The sequence below is a fragment of the Deltaproteobacteria bacterium genome, assembly GCA_015233135.1.
Lineage (GTDB): Bacteria > UBA10199 > UBA10199 > JADFYH01 > JADFYH01 > JADFYH01.
In genome coordinates this window covers 1-15,807 of the sequence record JADFYH010000012.1, presented here as the reverse complement: position 1 = coordinate 15,807, position 15,807 = coordinate 1, and the positions used below count along the sequence as shown (strand labels likewise).

General features: G+C 46.2%; 13 protein-coding genes. 7 read left to right on the top strand and 6 right to left on the bottom strand.

The genetic code is table 11. The features are described 5' to 3' along the window. Positions 1-40: 40 nt before the first annotated feature. The 3 genes from gyrA (at position 41) to HQM15_05515 (ending at position 4,147) form a co-directional block, all read left to right on the top strand. The gene (gene gyrA, locus HQM15_05525) at positions 41-2,530 is read left to right on the top strand and encodes a DNA gyrase subunit A (GenBank protein MBF0492222.1); all 2,490 of its coding nucleotides are present in this window, start codon (positions 41-43) and stop codon (positions 2,528-2,530) included. Between the two features lie 194 nt (positions 2,531-2,724). Next, entirely contained in the window at positions 2,725-3,702 is a 978-nt protein-coding gene (locus HQM15_05520; GenBank protein MBF0492221.1) for a tetratricopeptide repeat protein, read from the top strand. A 16-nt stretch (positions 3,703-3,718) separates the two neighbouring features. Then, on the top strand, positions 3,719-4,147 hold the full coding sequence (locus tag HQM15_05515) for a DUF192 domain-containing protein (protein MBF0492220.1): 429 nt from the start codon (positions 3,719-3,721) through the stop codon (positions 4,145-4,147). 64 nt (positions 4,148-4,211) lie between these two features. Here HQM15_05515 and HQM15_05510 read toward each other — a convergent pair whose 3' ends face one another. Next, positions 4,212-5,285, bottom strand: a complete 1,074-nt coding sequence (locus HQM15_05510) for a peptidylprolyl isomerase (protein ID MBF0492219.1) — start codon at positions 5,283-5,285, stop codon at positions 4,212-4,214. Between the two features lie 94 nt (positions 5,286-5,379). Between HQM15_05510 and HQM15_05505 the strand changes: the two genes are divergently transcribed. The 3 genes from HQM15_05505 to HQM15_05495 all read left to right on the top strand — a co-directional run bounded on the left by HQM15_05505 (position 5,380) and on the right by HQM15_05495 (position 8,490). Continuing rightward, complete coding sequence (locus HQM15_05505; protein MBF0492218.1) at positions 5,380-5,829, top strand: phosphatidylglycerophosphatase A; 450 nt, start codon at positions 5,380-5,382, stop codon at positions 5,827-5,829. Continuing rightward, positions 5,826-7,094 (top strand): competence/damage-inducible protein A, encoded by a 1,269-nt coding sequence (locus HQM15_05500; protein ID MBF0492217.1) that lies wholly within the window; start codon positions 5,826-5,828, stop codon positions 7,092-7,094. Before HQM15_05505 ends, HQM15_05500 begins: the two co-directional genes overlap by 4 nt. A 64-nt stretch (positions 7,095-7,158) precedes the next feature. Further along, positions 7,159-8,490, top strand: coding sequence for a carbohydrate porin (locus HQM15_05495; GenBank protein ID MBF0492216.1), 1,332 nt, complete (start codon positions 7,159-7,161; stop codon positions 8,488-8,490). On the opposite strand, the gene HQM15_05490 is transcribed toward HQM15_05495, so the two are convergent. From HQM15_05490 to aspS, 4 genes are read right to left on the bottom strand one after another with little or no spacing between them, the layout of a single operon-like run. Further along, positions 8,487-8,930, bottom strand: coding sequence for a hypothetical protein (locus HQM15_05490; protein MBF0492215.1), 444 nt, complete (start codon positions 8,928-8,930; stop codon positions 8,487-8,489). The genes HQM15_05495 and HQM15_05490 overlap by 4 nt on opposite strands. Continuing rightward, the gene (locus HQM15_05485) at positions 8,927-9,226 is read right to left on the bottom strand and encodes a ribbon-helix-helix protein, CopG family (protein MBF0492214.1); all 300 of its coding nucleotides are present in this window, start codon (positions 9,224-9,226) and stop codon (positions 8,927-8,929) included. The genes HQM15_05490 and HQM15_05485 overlap by 4 nt, the downstream gene beginning before the upstream one ends. A 53-nt stretch (positions 9,227-9,279) precedes the next feature. Next, positions 9,280-10,131 (bottom strand): methyltransferase domain-containing protein, encoded by an 852-nt coding sequence (locus tag HQM15_05480; protein MBF0492213.1) that lies wholly within the window; start codon positions 10,129-10,131, stop codon positions 9,280-9,282. Positions 10,132-10,142: 11 nt separating this feature from the next. Next, on the bottom strand, positions 10,143-11,927 hold the full coding sequence (aspS, locus tag HQM15_05475) for an aspartate--tRNA ligase (GenBank protein ID MBF0492212.1): 1,785 nt from the start codon (positions 11,925-11,927) through the stop codon (positions 10,143-10,145). A gap of 224 nt (positions 11,928-12,151) precedes the next feature. Between aspS and HQM15_05470 the strand changes: the two genes are divergently transcribed. After that, positions 12,152-13,969, top strand: coding sequence for an APC family permease (locus HQM15_05470; protein MBF0492211.1), 1,818 nt, complete (start codon positions 12,152-12,154; stop codon positions 13,967-13,969). Positions 13,970-14,106: 137 nt separating this feature from the next. On the opposite strand, the gene HQM15_05465 is transcribed toward HQM15_05470, so the two are convergent. After that, positions 14,107-15,636, bottom strand: coding sequence for a hypothetical protein (locus tag HQM15_05465; GenBank protein ID MBF0492210.1), 1,530 nt, complete (start codon positions 15,634-15,636; stop codon positions 14,107-14,109). Positions 15,637-15,807 lie beyond the last annotated feature (171 nt).

The following is a 15,807-nucleotide window of genomic DNA, read 5'->3' as shown; positions in this document are numbered from 1 at the left end:
CCAGCGACTCGATTCCAAGCAATTTTTTGAAAGGAAGACTATGGCCGGATCAGCCGAAATTATCCCCATTAATATTGAAGATGAAATGAAAGGGGCCTACCTCGATTATTCAATGAGCGTTATTGTAGGCCGCGCCTTGCCGGATGTTCGAGACGGCTTGAAACCGGTGCATCGGCGTATCCTCTACGCCATGTTCCGCGAGGGTTTGCTCTCCAGTAAACGCTATTCCAAATGTGCGGGTGTGGTTGGGGAAGTGCTCAAAAAATATCATCCTCATGGCGATAGCTCAGTTTATGATGCCTTGGTACGCATGGCCCAATATTGGAACATGCGTCATTTGCTCATCGACGGTCAGGGAAACTTTGGTTCGGTGGATGGAGATCCTCCCGCGGCCTATCGTTACACCGAAGCGCGACTCACCAAGCTTGCCGAGGAAATGTTGGCAGATATCGATAAAAACACGGTGGCCTTTGGACCCAACTTTGATTCGGCGACCACAGAACCGCATCTGCTTCCTTCCAAAGTTCCCAACCTGCTGCTCAACGGCTCCGAAGGCATCGCCGTAGGAATGGCCACCAAAATTCCTCCCCACAATCTGGCGGAGTTGTGTTCAGCCGTCGTGGCCCTCATCCAAAACCCCGAGCTGACGCAGGAAGAAATCTATAAAATTATTCCAGGGCCCGATTTTCCCACCGGTGCCTTCATCTACGGAACCGAAGGCATCCGGGAATACATGCAAACGGGCCGTGGCATTATTACCCTGCGTGCCAAGGCGGCCATTGAAAAAATTGCGAAGGGAGACCGTGAAGCGATCATCGTCACCGAAATCCCCTATCAGGTCAACAAGGCCAAGCTGATTGAAAGAATTGCCGAACTGGTCCGCGAGGCAAAAGTGGAGGGAATTTCCGACCTGCGCGATGAATCCGATCGGGATGGAATGCGCATTGTGGTAGAACTCAAAAGAGGCAGCATTGCGGCGGTCGTCCTCAATCAACTCTACAAGCACACCGCCATGCAATCGAGTTTTGGGGTGATTACGCTGGCCATTGTGCAAGGGCAACCTAAGGTGCTGAGTCTGCGTCAGTATCTGGGTATTTTTATCGATCATCGCAAAGAAATTGTGACGCGCCGCACCCTCTTCGAACTGCGTAAGGCCGAAGACCGGGCACATATTTTAGAAGGGCTAAAGATTGCACTGGATAATATCGACGAAATGATTGAGCTGATCAAAAAATCGAAAAATCCCGAAGAGGCCAAAAACGAATTGATCAAACGCTTTACGCTGTCCGTCCTACAAGCCCAAGCCATTCTGGAGATGCGCCTGCAGCGTTTAACTGGTCTGGAACGCGACAAGATTATTGCGGAGTACAATGAAATTCTGGCCCTCATCAAAGAATTGAAATCCATTCTGGCCGATGAACGCAAGGTCTACAAAATCATCGTCGACGAAACCGAAGAAATCAAAAGGCTCTATGCCAATGCTCGTCGCACTGAGATTCAGAGCAGCACGGGCGAAATTTCCATCGAAGACATGATTCAGGAAGAAGACATGGTGGTGACCATCAGTCACACCGGTTATATCAAGCGAAATCCCATCTCGCTCTACCGTGCGCAACGCCGCGGTGGAAAAGGAAAAACCGGGATGACGACCAAGGAAGAAGATTTTGTGGAAAATCTCTTCATTGCCTCCACGCATACCTATCTGTTGGTTTTTTCCACTTACGGAAAAGTCTATTGGCTAAAAGTGTACGATATCCCCCAGGCGGGTCGTACGACCAAAGGAAAGGCAATTGTGAATGTGGTAAACATGGCCGGCAACGAAAGTGTGGCCGCGGTTTTGCCGGTGAAGGAATTTGTCGAAAATAAATATGTGTTTTTAGCCACGCGAAATGGCACGGTAAAGAAGACCGATTTGATGGCCTATTCCAACCCTCGTGCGGGCGGGATCATCGCTTTGGGCATCGAAGAAGGGGACGCGCTCATCGATGCTCAACTCACCGATGGCAGCCAGGATATCTTGATGAGCACCAAGGGGGGCATGAGTATCCGCTATAAAGAAGACGAAGTCCGTTCTATGGGCCGCAACGCGGTGGGCGTTCGCGGAATGAGGTTGGAGGAAGGTGACAAAGTGGTAGCCATGCAGGTGCTTAATCCAGGCGCCAGCGTGCTCACCGTCTCGGAACACGGCTACGGCAAACGCACCACCACCGATGAATACCGCATTCAAGGCCGCGGCGGAGTAGGAATTATCACCATGAAAGTGACGGACAAAACCGGCCCCGTGGTGAGTGCGCAGCAGGTGTTGGATACCGACGAAATCATGGTGATTAGCGATGGCGGAAAAATCATTCGCTTGAAGGTAAAAGATATCTCCATCATCGGCAGAAACACCCAAGGCGTTCGCCTCCTCAATGTGGATGAAAAAGAAAAAGTAACCGCAGTAGCAAAACTGGCGGAGAGCGAAGAGGAAGAGGTAAGTGTGGAAGGGGAGGAAGAAAATCCTGGTTCTGATCCTATTGTTTCGGAGTAAGTATGAAAGCGGATTTCTTAATTGGCGAGTACTTCACCCTCTCCCCTTGGGGGAGAGGGCAGGGTGAGGGGAAAAATGAGTACATTTTCCGAAACTAAAACAAAAAAACCTTGGGAACTTTTAAGAGGAAAAGGCCGATTGCTCACCAAAGCTGGTGAAAGTGTTTTGAAGGAAGCTGATTTTGAGGCTTTGAAATGAGTCTAAATTTCTCCAAGCGAAAATTTGGTTACTGGCAGTTTTTTGCTGTCCTTTTAATCTTGGGCCTCGTGGCCCTTACTTTTTTATATGGCCTTAAACCCTTCTCCTACAACGACCGCGTCAAAAGGGCTGAAAAATTTTGGAAGCAGAATAAGTTTGAAGAAGCCATCTCCCAGTATTTAGGGGCGGTGCAAGGGGAGCCGCAGAATTCTAAAAATCCGGACTTGCTACTTCGCGTGGGGGAGATTTATCAGCTTTCTCTACTTCAGGTAGCCAGGGCACTTCAGACTTATGAGTTGGTGACCGTCCGCTATCCCGCGACTCTTTTTGCTTTACAAGCCTTTATTCACAAAGGTGAAATTTATTTCGAGACTTCCCAATTTGATAAGGCCCTTAAGGAATATCAAAATGTTTTGGAAAACTTCCCAAAAATACCGGAAGCCGCTCAATATCGCTTAAAGTTGGCGATCTCCCACATTAAACTGAAACAGTTTGAAGCCGCACGACGTGAATTGAAAATCATTCTGGATGACAATCTAAAGACTCCTCTGGCCGATCAAGTGCTGTTTCAAATGGGGAACAGTTATTTTTTAGAAGGAAATTCCAAACAGGCCTTGGAGGTTTATCAATCGCTGATTCAAAATTATCCTAAAAGTAATCTAGTGGATGAGGCCAAATTCAATATGGCCGGTTGTTACGAAGATGGTGGAGAATTTGACAAGGCCCTCAAACTTTATCAGGAAATTCAGTCTACTTATCCCAATCCTAAGGTGATTGAATTACAGATTGCGCGTAATCAGGAGAGAAGAAAGGAATACGAAAAGCGTCATCAAAATGGGATCCTAGAACAAAAAAAGCAAATGCCTGTTTTGGAAACAAAACCCATGCCTTTAAATTCGGGCAAAAAAACAAAGCTTCCCATGGATAAGAAGACCAAGGCCATTATTGATGATATTTTGAAGAATTATCAGTAGTTCCTAAAAAAATATTATGAAAAAAAAAGTCCTTTTAATTTTATTTTTTGTACTCGCCTGCTCAAGACCTTCTACTTCTGACATTTCTGCTATGATCAAAATTTTTCCAACTAATTCAGCGCCTCTCGTCGTAAATGCAGAAAAGGCCCAAACTGAAGCCGAACTCATGAGGGGGTTAATGTATCGGCAAGTTTTAGAAAAAGATTCCGGGATGCTTTTTATTTTTCCCCAAGAGCAACTTCGGTCTTTCTGGATGAAAAACACCTATGTCGATTTAGACCTTATTTTTATTGGGGGAGATAAAAAAATTACGGATGTTCTTCGAGGCCATGCCTTCTCGGAGACAGAAATACAGCCAGCTCATCTGTATCGATATGTGCTGGAGGTCAATGCGGGCTTCGTTGAGAAGAATAAAATTAAGGCAGGGGATAAAGTGGAGTTTTAGGAAAATACCTCACCCCGGCCCTCTCCTAACTCTAGGAGAGGGGGGATAGAGGTAGTAGTACAAATTACTTCTTTTCTTCTTTTTTCACTTCAGGTTTGGCAGCAGGCTTTGCTTCTGCTTTTACTTCAGATTTAGCTTCGGGCTTGGCAGTGGGATGAGTTGTGGGAGCTCCATCCACATGTGCAGGAGGTACTGGCAAGCCATTGGATGGAGTGCTATCCGCCAATGAGGTGTCCAAATATTCCACCTTCATCTTCTTTTTGAGATCCGCCATCACCAGGCCTTTTACTTCGCCTCTCATTTTGAGTTTAATGGCATTAGAGGCTTCCTCGAAGCTTTGAATTTCTTTTTCTTCAATCGCCTTTAGAATGTGCCAACCATCCTTCGCCTTGATGGGCTCGGAATATTCACCTTTTTTCATCTTGAAGGCGGCATCTACCAAGCCTTGGTACTCCAGACGTTCGATCCGGCGATCTCCACGGGTAATATATCCAAAATCTCCTCCATTTTCGGCAGACATTTTATCGTCGCTGCTGTCTTTCACTAGGGTGTCCCAGGGTTCGCCGGCTTTTAGGCGATCATAGGCCTTCTTTGCCTTTGCTTCTGCTTCGGTCTCTGCTTTTTTTCGCTCCTCATCACTAGGAGGAGGGGGCGGGGGATTTCCAGGAGTCATGTTTTGAGCAGGTGGCTGGGAGGCAAAGAAAATATGCGAAACCTTTATTCGTTCAAATTCCTTGGCTTTATTTTGGTTGTAATAATCGAGTGTTTTTTTATCCAACTCGTTTTCCAACAACGACTGCGCCACCATTACCCGTTTGTAGAGGTCTACTTTTTCCTGGATGGCAGCCTGCTTGTCGAGCCCTCGGGAAACGCTCTCCTGGTACAACATTTCCTGTTCAATCAAATTATCTACAATGCGTTTCTTGCCCTGAGGAGTTTCGATTTGGGCCTTGATGCCCGGATTTACTTTTTGAAGTAGTAATAGATAACCCTCGTTGATTTTCTCGTTGCCCACTCGCGCCAAGGCCTTTCCTTGGCTGAGATATCTGTCGATAGAGGAAGAAGAGTTGCAGGCAACTACTCCCAACGCAGCCGCTGTTGCTAACGCTAAATAGAGCGAAGATGCTTTCCGTTTCATATTTTTTTTGCCTCCTAAAGGTTTTTGTGAGACTTAAAAGAAGTCTTTTTCGATTGGGTATTCAATTTCTTTTATAGCTCACTGTCAAACATTTATGCATAAAAAAATCATTCTTTTTTTTGCGACCGCCGGGGGCCTGGGCTATATCAAAAAAGGTTCCGGAACCTTTGGCACACTTGTAGGTATTCTGCTTTACTGGGCCGTCTATGCGCTTCCTCTTACTTCCTACAGTCTGTTTTTATTTACGTTTATTGTATTTTCCATTTGGGTGTCTTCACTCGCCGAGACTTATTTCAATGAAAAAGATAGTTCAAAAATCGTTATTGATGAAGTGGCTGGTTTTTTGGTGACGATGCTTGCCATTCCTTTCCATTGGCTTTGGATTGCCTTGGGCTTTGGGCTTTTTCGTTTGTTTGATATCTGGAAGCCTTTTCCCATCTGTTGGATAGAAAAAAATACCAAAGGCGGATTTGGGGTGGTGATTGATGATGTGCTTGCGGGAGTCGTGGCGAATCTGCTGTTGAGGGTGATTATTCATTTATGAAAATAGAAATTATTGCCATCGGAAACGAAGTGCTTTGCGGAGACGTTATCAACTCGAATGCTGCCTGGCTTTCAGCAGAGCTGTATCAAAGAGGATTTGAAGTCGTACGTCATACGACTGTGGCGGATGATGAAACGGAGATTGCTTTGGCTCTGCAGGCTGCTAGTCAAAAAGTACAAGTTGTATTGATTACTGGTGGCTTAGGCCCTACAGTAGATGATTTTACTTTAGAGGTGGCCGCAAAATTTTTTGGCTTATCGATGAAAATGAATGCGGAAGTGATTGCCCAACTTCATCAGTTCTATACCGTACGTGGCAGGGCCATGACTCCCAATCAGGAAAAACAGGCATTCATTCCTGAGGGAGCAGAGGCCTTTCTTAATCCCGTCGGCTCTGCGCCGGGTGTTCGTGTGCAATTTCAGCAAACTCAATTTTTTTTCATGCCCGGGGTGCCTAAAGAAATGAAGGAAATTTCCAAGGGCTTTGTTTTTCCCTTTTTAGAGCAACACAATTCTCCCCAGCGTTTTTTTGCCTTTCAGATGCTGCGCTGTTTTGGAGCCGAAGAAGCGAAGCTCGATCATCTCTTGAGCCCCTTGTTGAAAGATCGAGTCGATTTGTTTGGGTCGCAAATCGCTTTTCGTGTTTCTCTTCCGGATGTTTTTATCAAGTTGTCGGCCTGGGATGTCTCGCAAGAAGCGGCCCAGCAAAAGATTGCCAGTGCAGAGGCCTTGGTGCGCGAAAAAGTGGGGGCTTTTATTTACGGAGAAAAAGATCAAACCCTGGAAGAATGTGTGGGAAATCTTTTGAAAGAAAAACAAAAGACCTTAGCCGTGGCGGAATCCTGCACCGGAGGGCATTTAGCCAATCGTCTCAGCAATATTCCAGGCTCTTCCCAATATTTTTTGGGTGGAGCTGTGGTTTACTCGAATGAACTGAAGAAAAAAATATTGGGGGTGAGTGAAAAAACCCTGAAAAATTTTGGGGCAGTTTCCGAAGAATGCGTCCGAGAAATGGCCTTGGGTTTGCAAAAGTTAACGGGGGCAGATTTTTGTCTTTCTATCACCGGGATTGCAGGTCCTGAAGGGGAAAGTGCTGAAAAGCCGGTAGGGACTGTGTTTATCGCCCTTGCGCAGAAAGATAAAGACCTCGAAGTAAAACAATTTCTTTATCCCACCAATCGAGAATGGTTTAAATTGATTGTGAGCTCGGTGGCTTTGAATTGGATAAGAAAGTTATTATTTGTAGATTTGATCGGGGAAGGATGAAGGATGTCTGATGCTCCGTTTAATAAAAATTGTGATGTGGATGCTCATTGTTTTTGTTGGAGCCATGTTTTCTGGCCATTGCTTCGCTAGCGAAGCGGTGGTTGAGAAAGAGGATTCACAGGATAAGCAGCCGGAATGGATTCGCCTTGTCTTCAAACGCGACAATTGGAGTGCCCACTTTCAGGCAACCTATGTCTGGCAGGAACACCCTGGTTTTCCCGCCGCCTATGATGGCCCTCACAGCCTTGCCTCTCACAAGGAAACTGGTTATACACTTACATCAACGCTGTTTCTGGGGCATCGTCTGTGGAAGGGCGCGGAGATTTTTGCGAATCCGGAGATTATTCAGAGTATCGAATTTTCAGATCTCCACGGTTTGGGGGGCTTGACCAATGGTGAAAATCAGAAAACGGGTGGGCCAACGGTATCCATCTATAGCGCCCGGGCATTCTTGCGCCAGACTATTGGCCTTGGGGGTAAATCGTTGCCTGTCGAAGATGGCCCTAACCAGTTTGGTGGGGAGGTTCAAAGCCGTCGTTTTGTTCTGACCGTCGGGCAGATGGCGCTGACTGATATTTTTGACAACAACTCTTTTGCCCACGATTCACGAACCCAGTTTTTCAATTGGGCGCTACTTGCCTATGGGGCATCGGATTACGCTGCAGATGCACGAGGCTATACCGTTGGGGCCGCCCTCGAGTACTATCATGACAACTGGGTTTTCCGCTTTGGACATTTTGCCCAACCGAAAGAATCCAATGGTCTTGCCCTTGACTATCGGCTCTGGGTCCACTTTGGAGACAATCTTGAAGTTGAGCACAACCATGCCGTCTGGGGCCATGCGGGAAAGCTTCGTGCCATGGGATTCCTGAATTATGCCAACATGGGGGGTTTTAGAGACGCGCTGAATAATGCGAGCGGTAGTGGTGGTACACCCGATGTTGCGACTGTGCGCAGAGATCGCGCCAAACTTGGCTTTGGTATCTCTCTGGAACAAAACGTGACCACGGATCTTGGTTGTTTTGGCCGCTTCAGTAGGAACGATGGTCGTACCGAAACTTTTGCCTTTGCGGAGATTGACCAGTCTCTGACTCTGGGTTGTGTCATGAAGGGGAAACCCTGGTATCGGCCGAACGATACGCTCGGTCTGGCCTTTGTGCAGAATGGCCTATCTGCTGCTCACCGCGATTATCTCTCGACCGGCGGGCTCGGCAATTTCATTGGGGATGGACGTATCAATTATGTCCCAGAGCGGATCCTCGATACCTACTATTCATTCCGAGCCTTCAAGGGGGTATGGCTGAGTGCAGGATTTCAGCACATCTGGAACCCTGCCTACAACGCGGACCGCGGACCTGTCCGCGTTGTCTCGGCTCGAGTGCATTTCGAGTATTAGAGGTATTGTTTTGGTGTTTTGACTGGAATGGAAAGCTTACCTTCAAAGTGTTTTGCATTCCAGGTAATGAAACAGGAAAGTTGGTGATGATATTGCTCTACGATCATTGAAACCTGGGCATCACCAAAGCTTTGCTTTTTTTTGATTTGTTCGAAAACATCGGGAAGAAGGTAATTGAGGTGATCTTGGCGGGAGGAAGGAAATAGAATTTGCAGGTTAAAATAACCTTGAAACCCTTCAAAAAGAGAAATCAGGTCTTCTTGAGAAAGATTGTAAGAAAGTACCCCACAGGTTTCGAGAACATTGAATACGGAAGTTACTCCCTGAATTTCAGAATTTTTGATCTTATCCAATAAAGCGTTATTGTCAGCCCGATGCGCGTCTTTCGGATACCTCAGATATCTGACGAAGAGATCCGTATCGAGAAAAATCCTTTTCATAACCCGCGCCTGCGGTAGAAAAGCACTTCTTCTTCGGGGGACATAGTCGTCTTTATCCCTTTTAATTTTTTTCGAAAATCTTCCAAGGTCATTGTGTTTTTGATCTTTTTGTTATGAAAATGGGCTTTTGTAGCGAGTTCGATTCTTTCCCAATCACTTTGCTTCGATTTTTTTCCTTTAAATAATTTTGCAATTGCCTGTCGGACTATTTCTGATTTTGAAAGCCCCTTTTCTTCGGCCAAGAGTCCAACCTGTTCAAGAAGGGTGTCTGATATTTTGAGGGTCATGGTTTGCATGGTAATACCTCCGTCGACCGAGGGTATTACCATTTGAGTCAGGCGTCAAGAGTTTACAACACATTCCAAGCCACTAAAAACTCAATACTGGCGGCTATATGCGGGTCATTCTGATGATGGGAGTCCACGCGCTGGATTCCCCAATCCAGAAATTCGCGGCGCAGTTTTTTGTCTTTGACGCGAAAGAAATAATTGGAAAGCCATCCGGCGGAGATTAAGTAAGAAGCGGCTTCTTCGGCATTCTTGAATTGAAAAGAAATGGTCAGCGGTTCCACTTGAGGATTTTTAAATCCTGCCTGAATCATTCTTGTCTTCATGTCTTCTGGATCTGCCGGAATATCCGGTAACTCGTGAATATCAAAATCGGCAATCAGTTCCATGTGTTCAGAGATAAACTCCATAAACAGGGGCTGCCATTCTACCAGGGAATTCCCCGAACTTGTGGTGATGCCCACTTGCCCCTGATTCCCCAGAATTTTATGGAAACTCTTCAGCGCAAATTCACAACCTAAATAGGAGAGTGCAAAACAGCTGATGCCGATGTCATAATTTCCAGGATGAATTTTCGGGAGGATCTCTTCAATTTTTTTTTGTATAAATTCTGCGTTTTGAATGCCCGCTTCGGAAGCGGCTTTTTTGGCCTCTGCAATCATCTGTGAAGACATGTCCACGCCGAGCACTTTTCCCTGTGGAACCATCTTAGCCATCTGCAGCGCCAGATTGCCGGTACCACAGCAAAATTCCACAATTCTGGAATCTGCTTTTGGGGCTAATTTTTCCAGCAGCTTATTGTTGGCCTGGGCATAGAAGCCTCGCGTAATGGCATCAAACTGCGAAGAGACTTCGTTGTACAGGATGGATTCATTGTCGATGTTGATTAAGTAATCGAGATCGTAAATTTTCATAGAGGTAGTTTTTAGATTTGTTTGTTAACTTTTATGCCTAACTCCAAAAGCTGTTTGGCGCTTACTTCCGAAGGTGCTTCTGTCATTTGACACACGGCTTTTTGAGTTTTGGGGAAAGCGATGACATCGCGAATAGAGGCAGCTCCCGTGAGGAGCATGATGAGGCGATCCAGACCAAAGGCAAGCCCGCCATGCGGGGGCGCACCGAATTCCAGGGCTTCGAGCAAGAAACCAAATTTTTCCCGCGCCTCTTCTTCGCCAATTCCCAAAAGTGAAAAAACTTTTTGCTGCACTTCCATCGAGTGGATACGAATGGAACCTCCACCGATTTCATTTCCATTGAGCACTAGATCGTAGGCATTTGCTTTTGCCTTCAAAGGTTCCGAATCTAACAAAGGCAAATCGCTGGGGCGAGCCGAGGTGAAGGGATGATGCACTGCCGTAAGACGTTTTTCTTCTTCACTGTATTCGAACATCGGGAAATCGACGATCCACAAAAAGTTGAGCTTGCTTTCATCAATCCTCTTCAACTTTGCAGCGAGGTGTTCCCGAAGATTTCCGAGGGCATCGTTGACCACCTTAGGTTTATCGGCGACGAAGAAGACGATGTCTCCCACTTTCATGTCTAACAATTTTGATAAGTCTGCTTTTTCTGCATCCGAAAAAAACTTCACAATGGGCGATTGCCACTCATTCTCCAACACTTTAATCCAGGCCAGGCCTTTGGCTCCATAAACCGAGGCAAACTTTTCAAATTCATCGATTTCACTGCGACTGAGTTTTGCTCCGTCTTCAATCTTGATTGCCTTGATAATGCCTTTTTTAGACAGGATGTTGGCAAATACCTTGAACGAAGTATTTGCAAAAACCGAAGAAATATTTTTGAGTTCCAGTCCAAATCGAGTGTCGGGGGCGTCCAGGCCATATCGATCCATGGCTTCATCATAAGTCATGCGAGGGAAGGGGGCCTTTAATTCTACGCCGCCTACTTCTTTCCAAACCTTTACAATGAGGCCTTCCATCACTTTTAAGACATCGTCTTGAGAGACGAAGCTCATTTCTAAATCGATTTGCGTAAACTCCGGTTGTCGATCGGCTCGAAGATCTTCATCCCGAAAACAGCGGACGATCTGCATGTAGCGGTCGAATCCCGACACCATCAAAATTTGTTTAAAGAGTTGGGGCGATTGAGGTAGGGCAAAAAACTTTCCGGGATGCACGCGAGAGGGCACCAGATAATCGCGTGCACCTTCGGGGGTGCTTTTGCCCAGGAAAGGGGTTTCAATTTCCAAAAAGTGATTTTCACTGAGATAATTTCGGGCAATTTGCATCACCTGATGACGCAGGATTAAATTTTTGGCCAGCACCGGTCGTCGCAGGTCGAGATAACGATATTTCAAACGAAGTTCTTCATTTACATCGGTATCATTTTCTATGGGAAAGGGAGGGGTTTTCGATTTATTGAAGACTTCAAAATCTTCGACGTAAACTTCAATTTCCCCGGTGGGAAGTTTCGCATTGCTCATGCCTGGAGGACGAAGCCTTACTTTGCCTTGAATTCCCAAAACATATTCGCTGCGCAGATCTTTGGCCAGTTCATGAATTTTTTCATTCAGTTCCGGATTGAACACAATTTGCGTAATCCCTTCACGGTCGCGGAGGTCGACAAACATGACGCCCCCATGATCGCGTCGGGTGGCGACCCAGCCAAAAAGGACGACTTGCTTTCCTTCATCACTTGCTCGCAACGCTGCGCAAGGATGACTACGTTTGAGTTGTTCTATGAAGAGAGGCATAAGATTCCTGCCTCCCCCTCTTAAGCTAAGAGGGGGTCAGGGGGCGTTATGGCAATTGTGTGCAAGTGGACCATAACCCCTCCTAACCTCCCCTTAGCTTAAGGGGAGGAAAATTAAGAAAGAAGAAAACAATCAAGGCGATTCCGTAATTCCTTCAACATTCAAGATCAAGTTAAATATCTTTCCATTGACTCTGCTTTCAAGGTGACGAAAAATAGTTACTTATGTTTAGAACCCTAAAAAAGTTTATGCTGGGTCGGCCCTTGGCCAGCAAAGAGTTGTGTCATCAACGTCTTTCCAAAAAAGTGGCCCTGGCTGTTTTTTCCTCCGATGCCCTTTCTTCTGTGGCCTATGCCACTGAGGAAATCCTAATCGTGTTGATGCTGGCCGGCACAGGCGCCTTGAATCTCTCTCTTCCTATCGCCCTGGCCATTGCCTTTCTGCTGCTTATTCTGATCATCTCTTACAGCGAAACAATTCAGGCCTATCCTTCTGGCGGAGGGGCCTACATTGTTGCCAAGGAAAACCTGGGCAAATACCCGGGGCTTATTGCGGGGGCCTCCTTACTCATCGATTATGTGCTCACTGTTGCCGTGAGCTCTGCCTCAGGAGTAGCGGCCATCACCTCGGCTTTTCCCCTGCTTTATCCTTACAGTGTTGCCCTTTGTTTAAGCTGCATCTTTTTGGTGACCCTGATCAATCTCCGCGGGGTAAAAGAATCGGGTGTCGTGTTTGCTGTGCCTACTTATCTTTTTATTATTAGCTTTTCGGCGATGATTTTATGGGGCTTTTACCAGTATTTTAAAGGGGGCGCACACGAACAGCTCTTTCAACAAGCGAGCGGATCTTTGGGCATGGTGAATGCCTTTTTGTTGCTTAGGGCTTTTTCTTCGGGCTGTACCGCTCTCACGGGAGTGGAGGCTATTTCCAACGGAGTCCCCGCCTTTCGTGCTCCTGAACCTCGCAATGCGATTACGACTTTGGTATGGATGGGCTTCATCCTCCTGATTTTATTTTTAGGAATTACTGAACTGGCGCGGTTTTACCAAATTGCCCCTTTGGAAAGAGAAACGGTGGTTTCCCAATTGGCGGGCCAGGTTTTTGGACACGGCTTTTTTTATTATCTGCTGCAAGTCTCTACGGCGCTCATTTTATTATTAGCGGCCAATACAAGCTTTTCGGACTTTCCCCGTTTATCGTCCCTGATTGCCCGAGATGGTTTTCTTCCCAGACAGCTGGCAAGCCTGGGTGACCGACTCGCTTTTTCCAACGGCATTATCTCGCTGGGTCTCGCTGCAGGCTTTCTCATTGTGCTGTTTCAAGCCAATGTGCATGCGCTGATTCCTCTCTACGCCGTGGGAGTTTTTATTTCCTTTACCCTTTCTCAATCGGGGATGGTGATGCATTGGTTTCGTGAAAAAGGAAAGGGCTGGATTTACCGGATTTTCATCAATGGCCTGGGCGCCTTGGCCACAGCCTTGGCCACCCTCGTGATTGGATCCACCAAATTCACTCATGGGGCCTGGATGGTGATTGTATTTATTCCTTTCATGATCTTTATCTTTCTCACCATCCGCCATCATTACGATTCTTTATCTCCGCAACTTTCTCCTAAAGATTTTACGGTAGATCCTCCCAAGCTGCATCGGGTGCTTATTCCCTTGTCCGCCTATCACAAAGGCGCAGTGCGGGCTCTGGCCTACGCAAAGTCAATTTCGAATGATGTTCGAGCCGTATACGTCGCCCTCGATCCCGATCGTACCGAGCGCTTTATAGATATTTGGAAGGAGTGGGGGCAGGGAGTTCAACTGGTCATCCTCGAATCGGAATATCGGTCGATTGTAGAACCCTTGGTGGATTATATCGACGCCTTAAAAAGAGAAGAAACGGATCAACTCATCACGGTGGTGCTCCCAGAATTTGTTCCCGCGAAGTGGTGGCAGCAAATTCTGCACAATCAAACCGCGCTACTCATTCGAGGGATGTTGCACTTCAAAAAGAATGTGGTGGTGACGAGTGTGAGGCATTTTTTGGAGTATTAGACAATCTATGGCTTCCGACACATTTCAAGACGCATGAGCTTCACTGATGGCCATGTCTCCGTTTTTCTCCTGTCTGGTGTCTGGCGCAAAAAAAAGGCAGCCCCATCGGGCTGCCTTTTTGCTGAATTGCAACTTTATTATTTCTTGAAAAAATTAAAGAGACTATTATACCAAACATTTTTTTGCTGCACTGGTTGTATAGCTGGCCTGCTGTTAATGATTGGTGTGATTGGTCTGGGTTCAAAATGGGGAATGGGCTGTGGCAGTTGTTGGTAGATGGGTGGGGGGCGGACAACTTGATGGTCTTCACAACCCAATAGATAACGGGACATTTCTAAACTGCTGGGAACAACGTCAAAGGAGCTCCCCACGACGGTTAGTTTGCAGTTGTCGCTACTGATGATTGAACCATTTGCAAAATCTAAATTACCACCAAAATCGGTGGTTACTTTGCCTGTAGTGCCGAAATCTGAGTCAAAACTCCCGTCAACATTAAGTCTCATAACAGTAAAGTCACTCAGCCGGTTCCCACTTTGTTCTAAAAAGTGTCTTCCAACAAGTAACATCTTCTGATTGTTCTGTAAGCTAAAGAATCTTATATCTGCATAAGGTGTTTGTATTCTCAGCAAACCACTTTCCCCAAAGGTATTGTCGGGACTCCCATCAGGATTATATCGGTATAAATTCACATATTGATCATTGCTTTCAGGGGTTGGAAAAATTGTTAAATTGTTTCCATCTGTGGTTCCCATCGAGTAAGCTATGGTGACCTTTCCCTCTGGTGAAATTCCAACGCCCTTTGCAAGTCTCCCTGCACCACTTGAAGATCTTCCCAGATCTACTCTTCTTTCGATCCACACCCCTGGAGTCGATGAGCTACTTGCAAAAGTGCGATCCAAACTTCCATCTGGATTATACCTTATGAGATAGGGTTCGCAATAATGACCACCAGCAACTAATAGTTTACCATCTGTCAATTCAGTGATCGTTTTTGGAAGATCAAGAGCAGAAGCAACGCTTAAACATGTATTAGTATAGCCCTCAGCGCCAAATGTGGTATCAAGGCTACCATTTGCATTTAGTCGAGCTAGTTCTAAAAGGGTTCCATGGGTCCCCATGGCATTACTACAACTGTTCGAATTTCTGGTAGCGTGGAGAAGAATTTTCCCATCTCTCTGAAGTGTCATTATAGGGTAGGCTTGATTCAAATTTGTTGAAGGGCAACTTACCTGTGCTAAACCATCAATACCAAAACCAGGGTCTATGCTACCGTCAGAATTAAATCTTTCAACTAAGCAAAGGTTATCTCTAGAGGCTTGAATCAAGATTTTGCCATCTGGTTGCAATGTAACACTGTTCGAAACATTCAGAATATTAATGCTACCAGAAACGCCAAAGTCACTATCTAAACTTCCATCAGGATTGTATCTTTGGAGAATATGGTGTGACAGATTGGTGTTGCCGGACTCCCCAGCCACTAAATATTTGCCATCTGCTTGAAGAGCGGCAGAAACGAGCCAGTAATATGGGGCAATAGATATAGATTGAGTTATTAATCCCCCACTCCCAAAACTCGTATCCAAATCCCCCGGCCTAGCAAAGCCCTGCCTTACCCCACCCAGCAAGGCCAATACCAATACGGCACAGCCAATAAGTTTTTGTTTCATATTTCCTCCATCAAAAATGGTTAACAAATAAAAAACCGTCCGATATGTCAGCGCGCATGACAGGGAGCCTGGAGTTCGCATGATAGGGCCCCACCTGTACGCATGATAGGGACCCGGTGGTTCGCAAGGATAGGGACCCACTTTTTCCTCTAAAAAATAGCGACGGATCTT

Excerpts from the sequence above, each read along its gene's own strand:
- gyrA (MBF0492222.1), top strand. The coding sequence starts at position 41 with ATGGCCGGATCAGCCGAAATTATCCCCATTAATATTGAAGATGAAATG.
- HQM15_05520 (MBF0492221.1), top strand. The coding sequence starts at position 2,725 with ATGAGTCTAAATTTCTCCAAGCGAAAATTTGGTTACTGGCAGTTTTTT.
- HQM15_05515 (MBF0492220.1), top strand. The coding sequence starts at position 3,719 with ATGAAAAAAAAAGTCCTTTTAATTTTATTTTTTGTACTCGCCTGCTCA.
- HQM15_05510 (MBF0492219.1), bottom strand. The coding sequence starts at position 5,285 with ATGAAACGGAAAGCATCTTCGCTCTATTTAGCGTTAGCAACAGCGGCT.
- HQM15_05505 (MBF0492218.1), top strand. The coding sequence starts at position 5,380 with ATGCATAAAAAAATCATTCTTTTTTTTGCGACCGCCGGGGGCCTGGGC.
- HQM15_05500 (MBF0492217.1), top strand. The coding sequence starts at position 5,826 with ATGAAAATAGAAATTATTGCCATCGGAAACGAAGTGCTTTGCGGAGAC.
- HQM15_05495 (MBF0492216.1), top strand. The coding sequence starts at position 7,159 with ATGTTTTCTGGCCATTGCTTCGCTAGCGAAGCGGTGGTTGAGAAAGAG.
- HQM15_05490 (MBF0492215.1), bottom strand. The coding sequence starts at position 8,930 with ATGAAAAGGATTTTTCTCGATACGGATCTCTTCGTCAGATATCTGAGG.
- HQM15_05485 (MBF0492214.1), bottom strand. The coding sequence starts at position 9,226 with ATGCAAACCATGACCCTCAAAATATCAGACACCCTTCTTGAACAGGTT.
- HQM15_05480 (MBF0492213.1), bottom strand. The coding sequence starts at position 10,131 with ATGAAAATTTACGATCTCGATTACTTAATCAACATCGACAATGAATCC.
- aspS (MBF0492212.1), bottom strand. The coding sequence starts at position 11,927 with ATGCCTCTCTTCATAGAACAACTCAAACGTAGTCATCCTTGCGCAGCG.
- HQM15_05470 (MBF0492211.1), top strand. The coding sequence starts at position 12,152 with ATGTTTAGAACCCTAAAAAAGTTTATGCTGGGTCGGCCCTTGGCCAGC.
- HQM15_05465 (MBF0492210.1), bottom strand. The coding sequence starts at position 15,636 with ATGAAACAAAAACTTATTGGCTGTGCCGTATTGGTATTGGCCTTGCTG.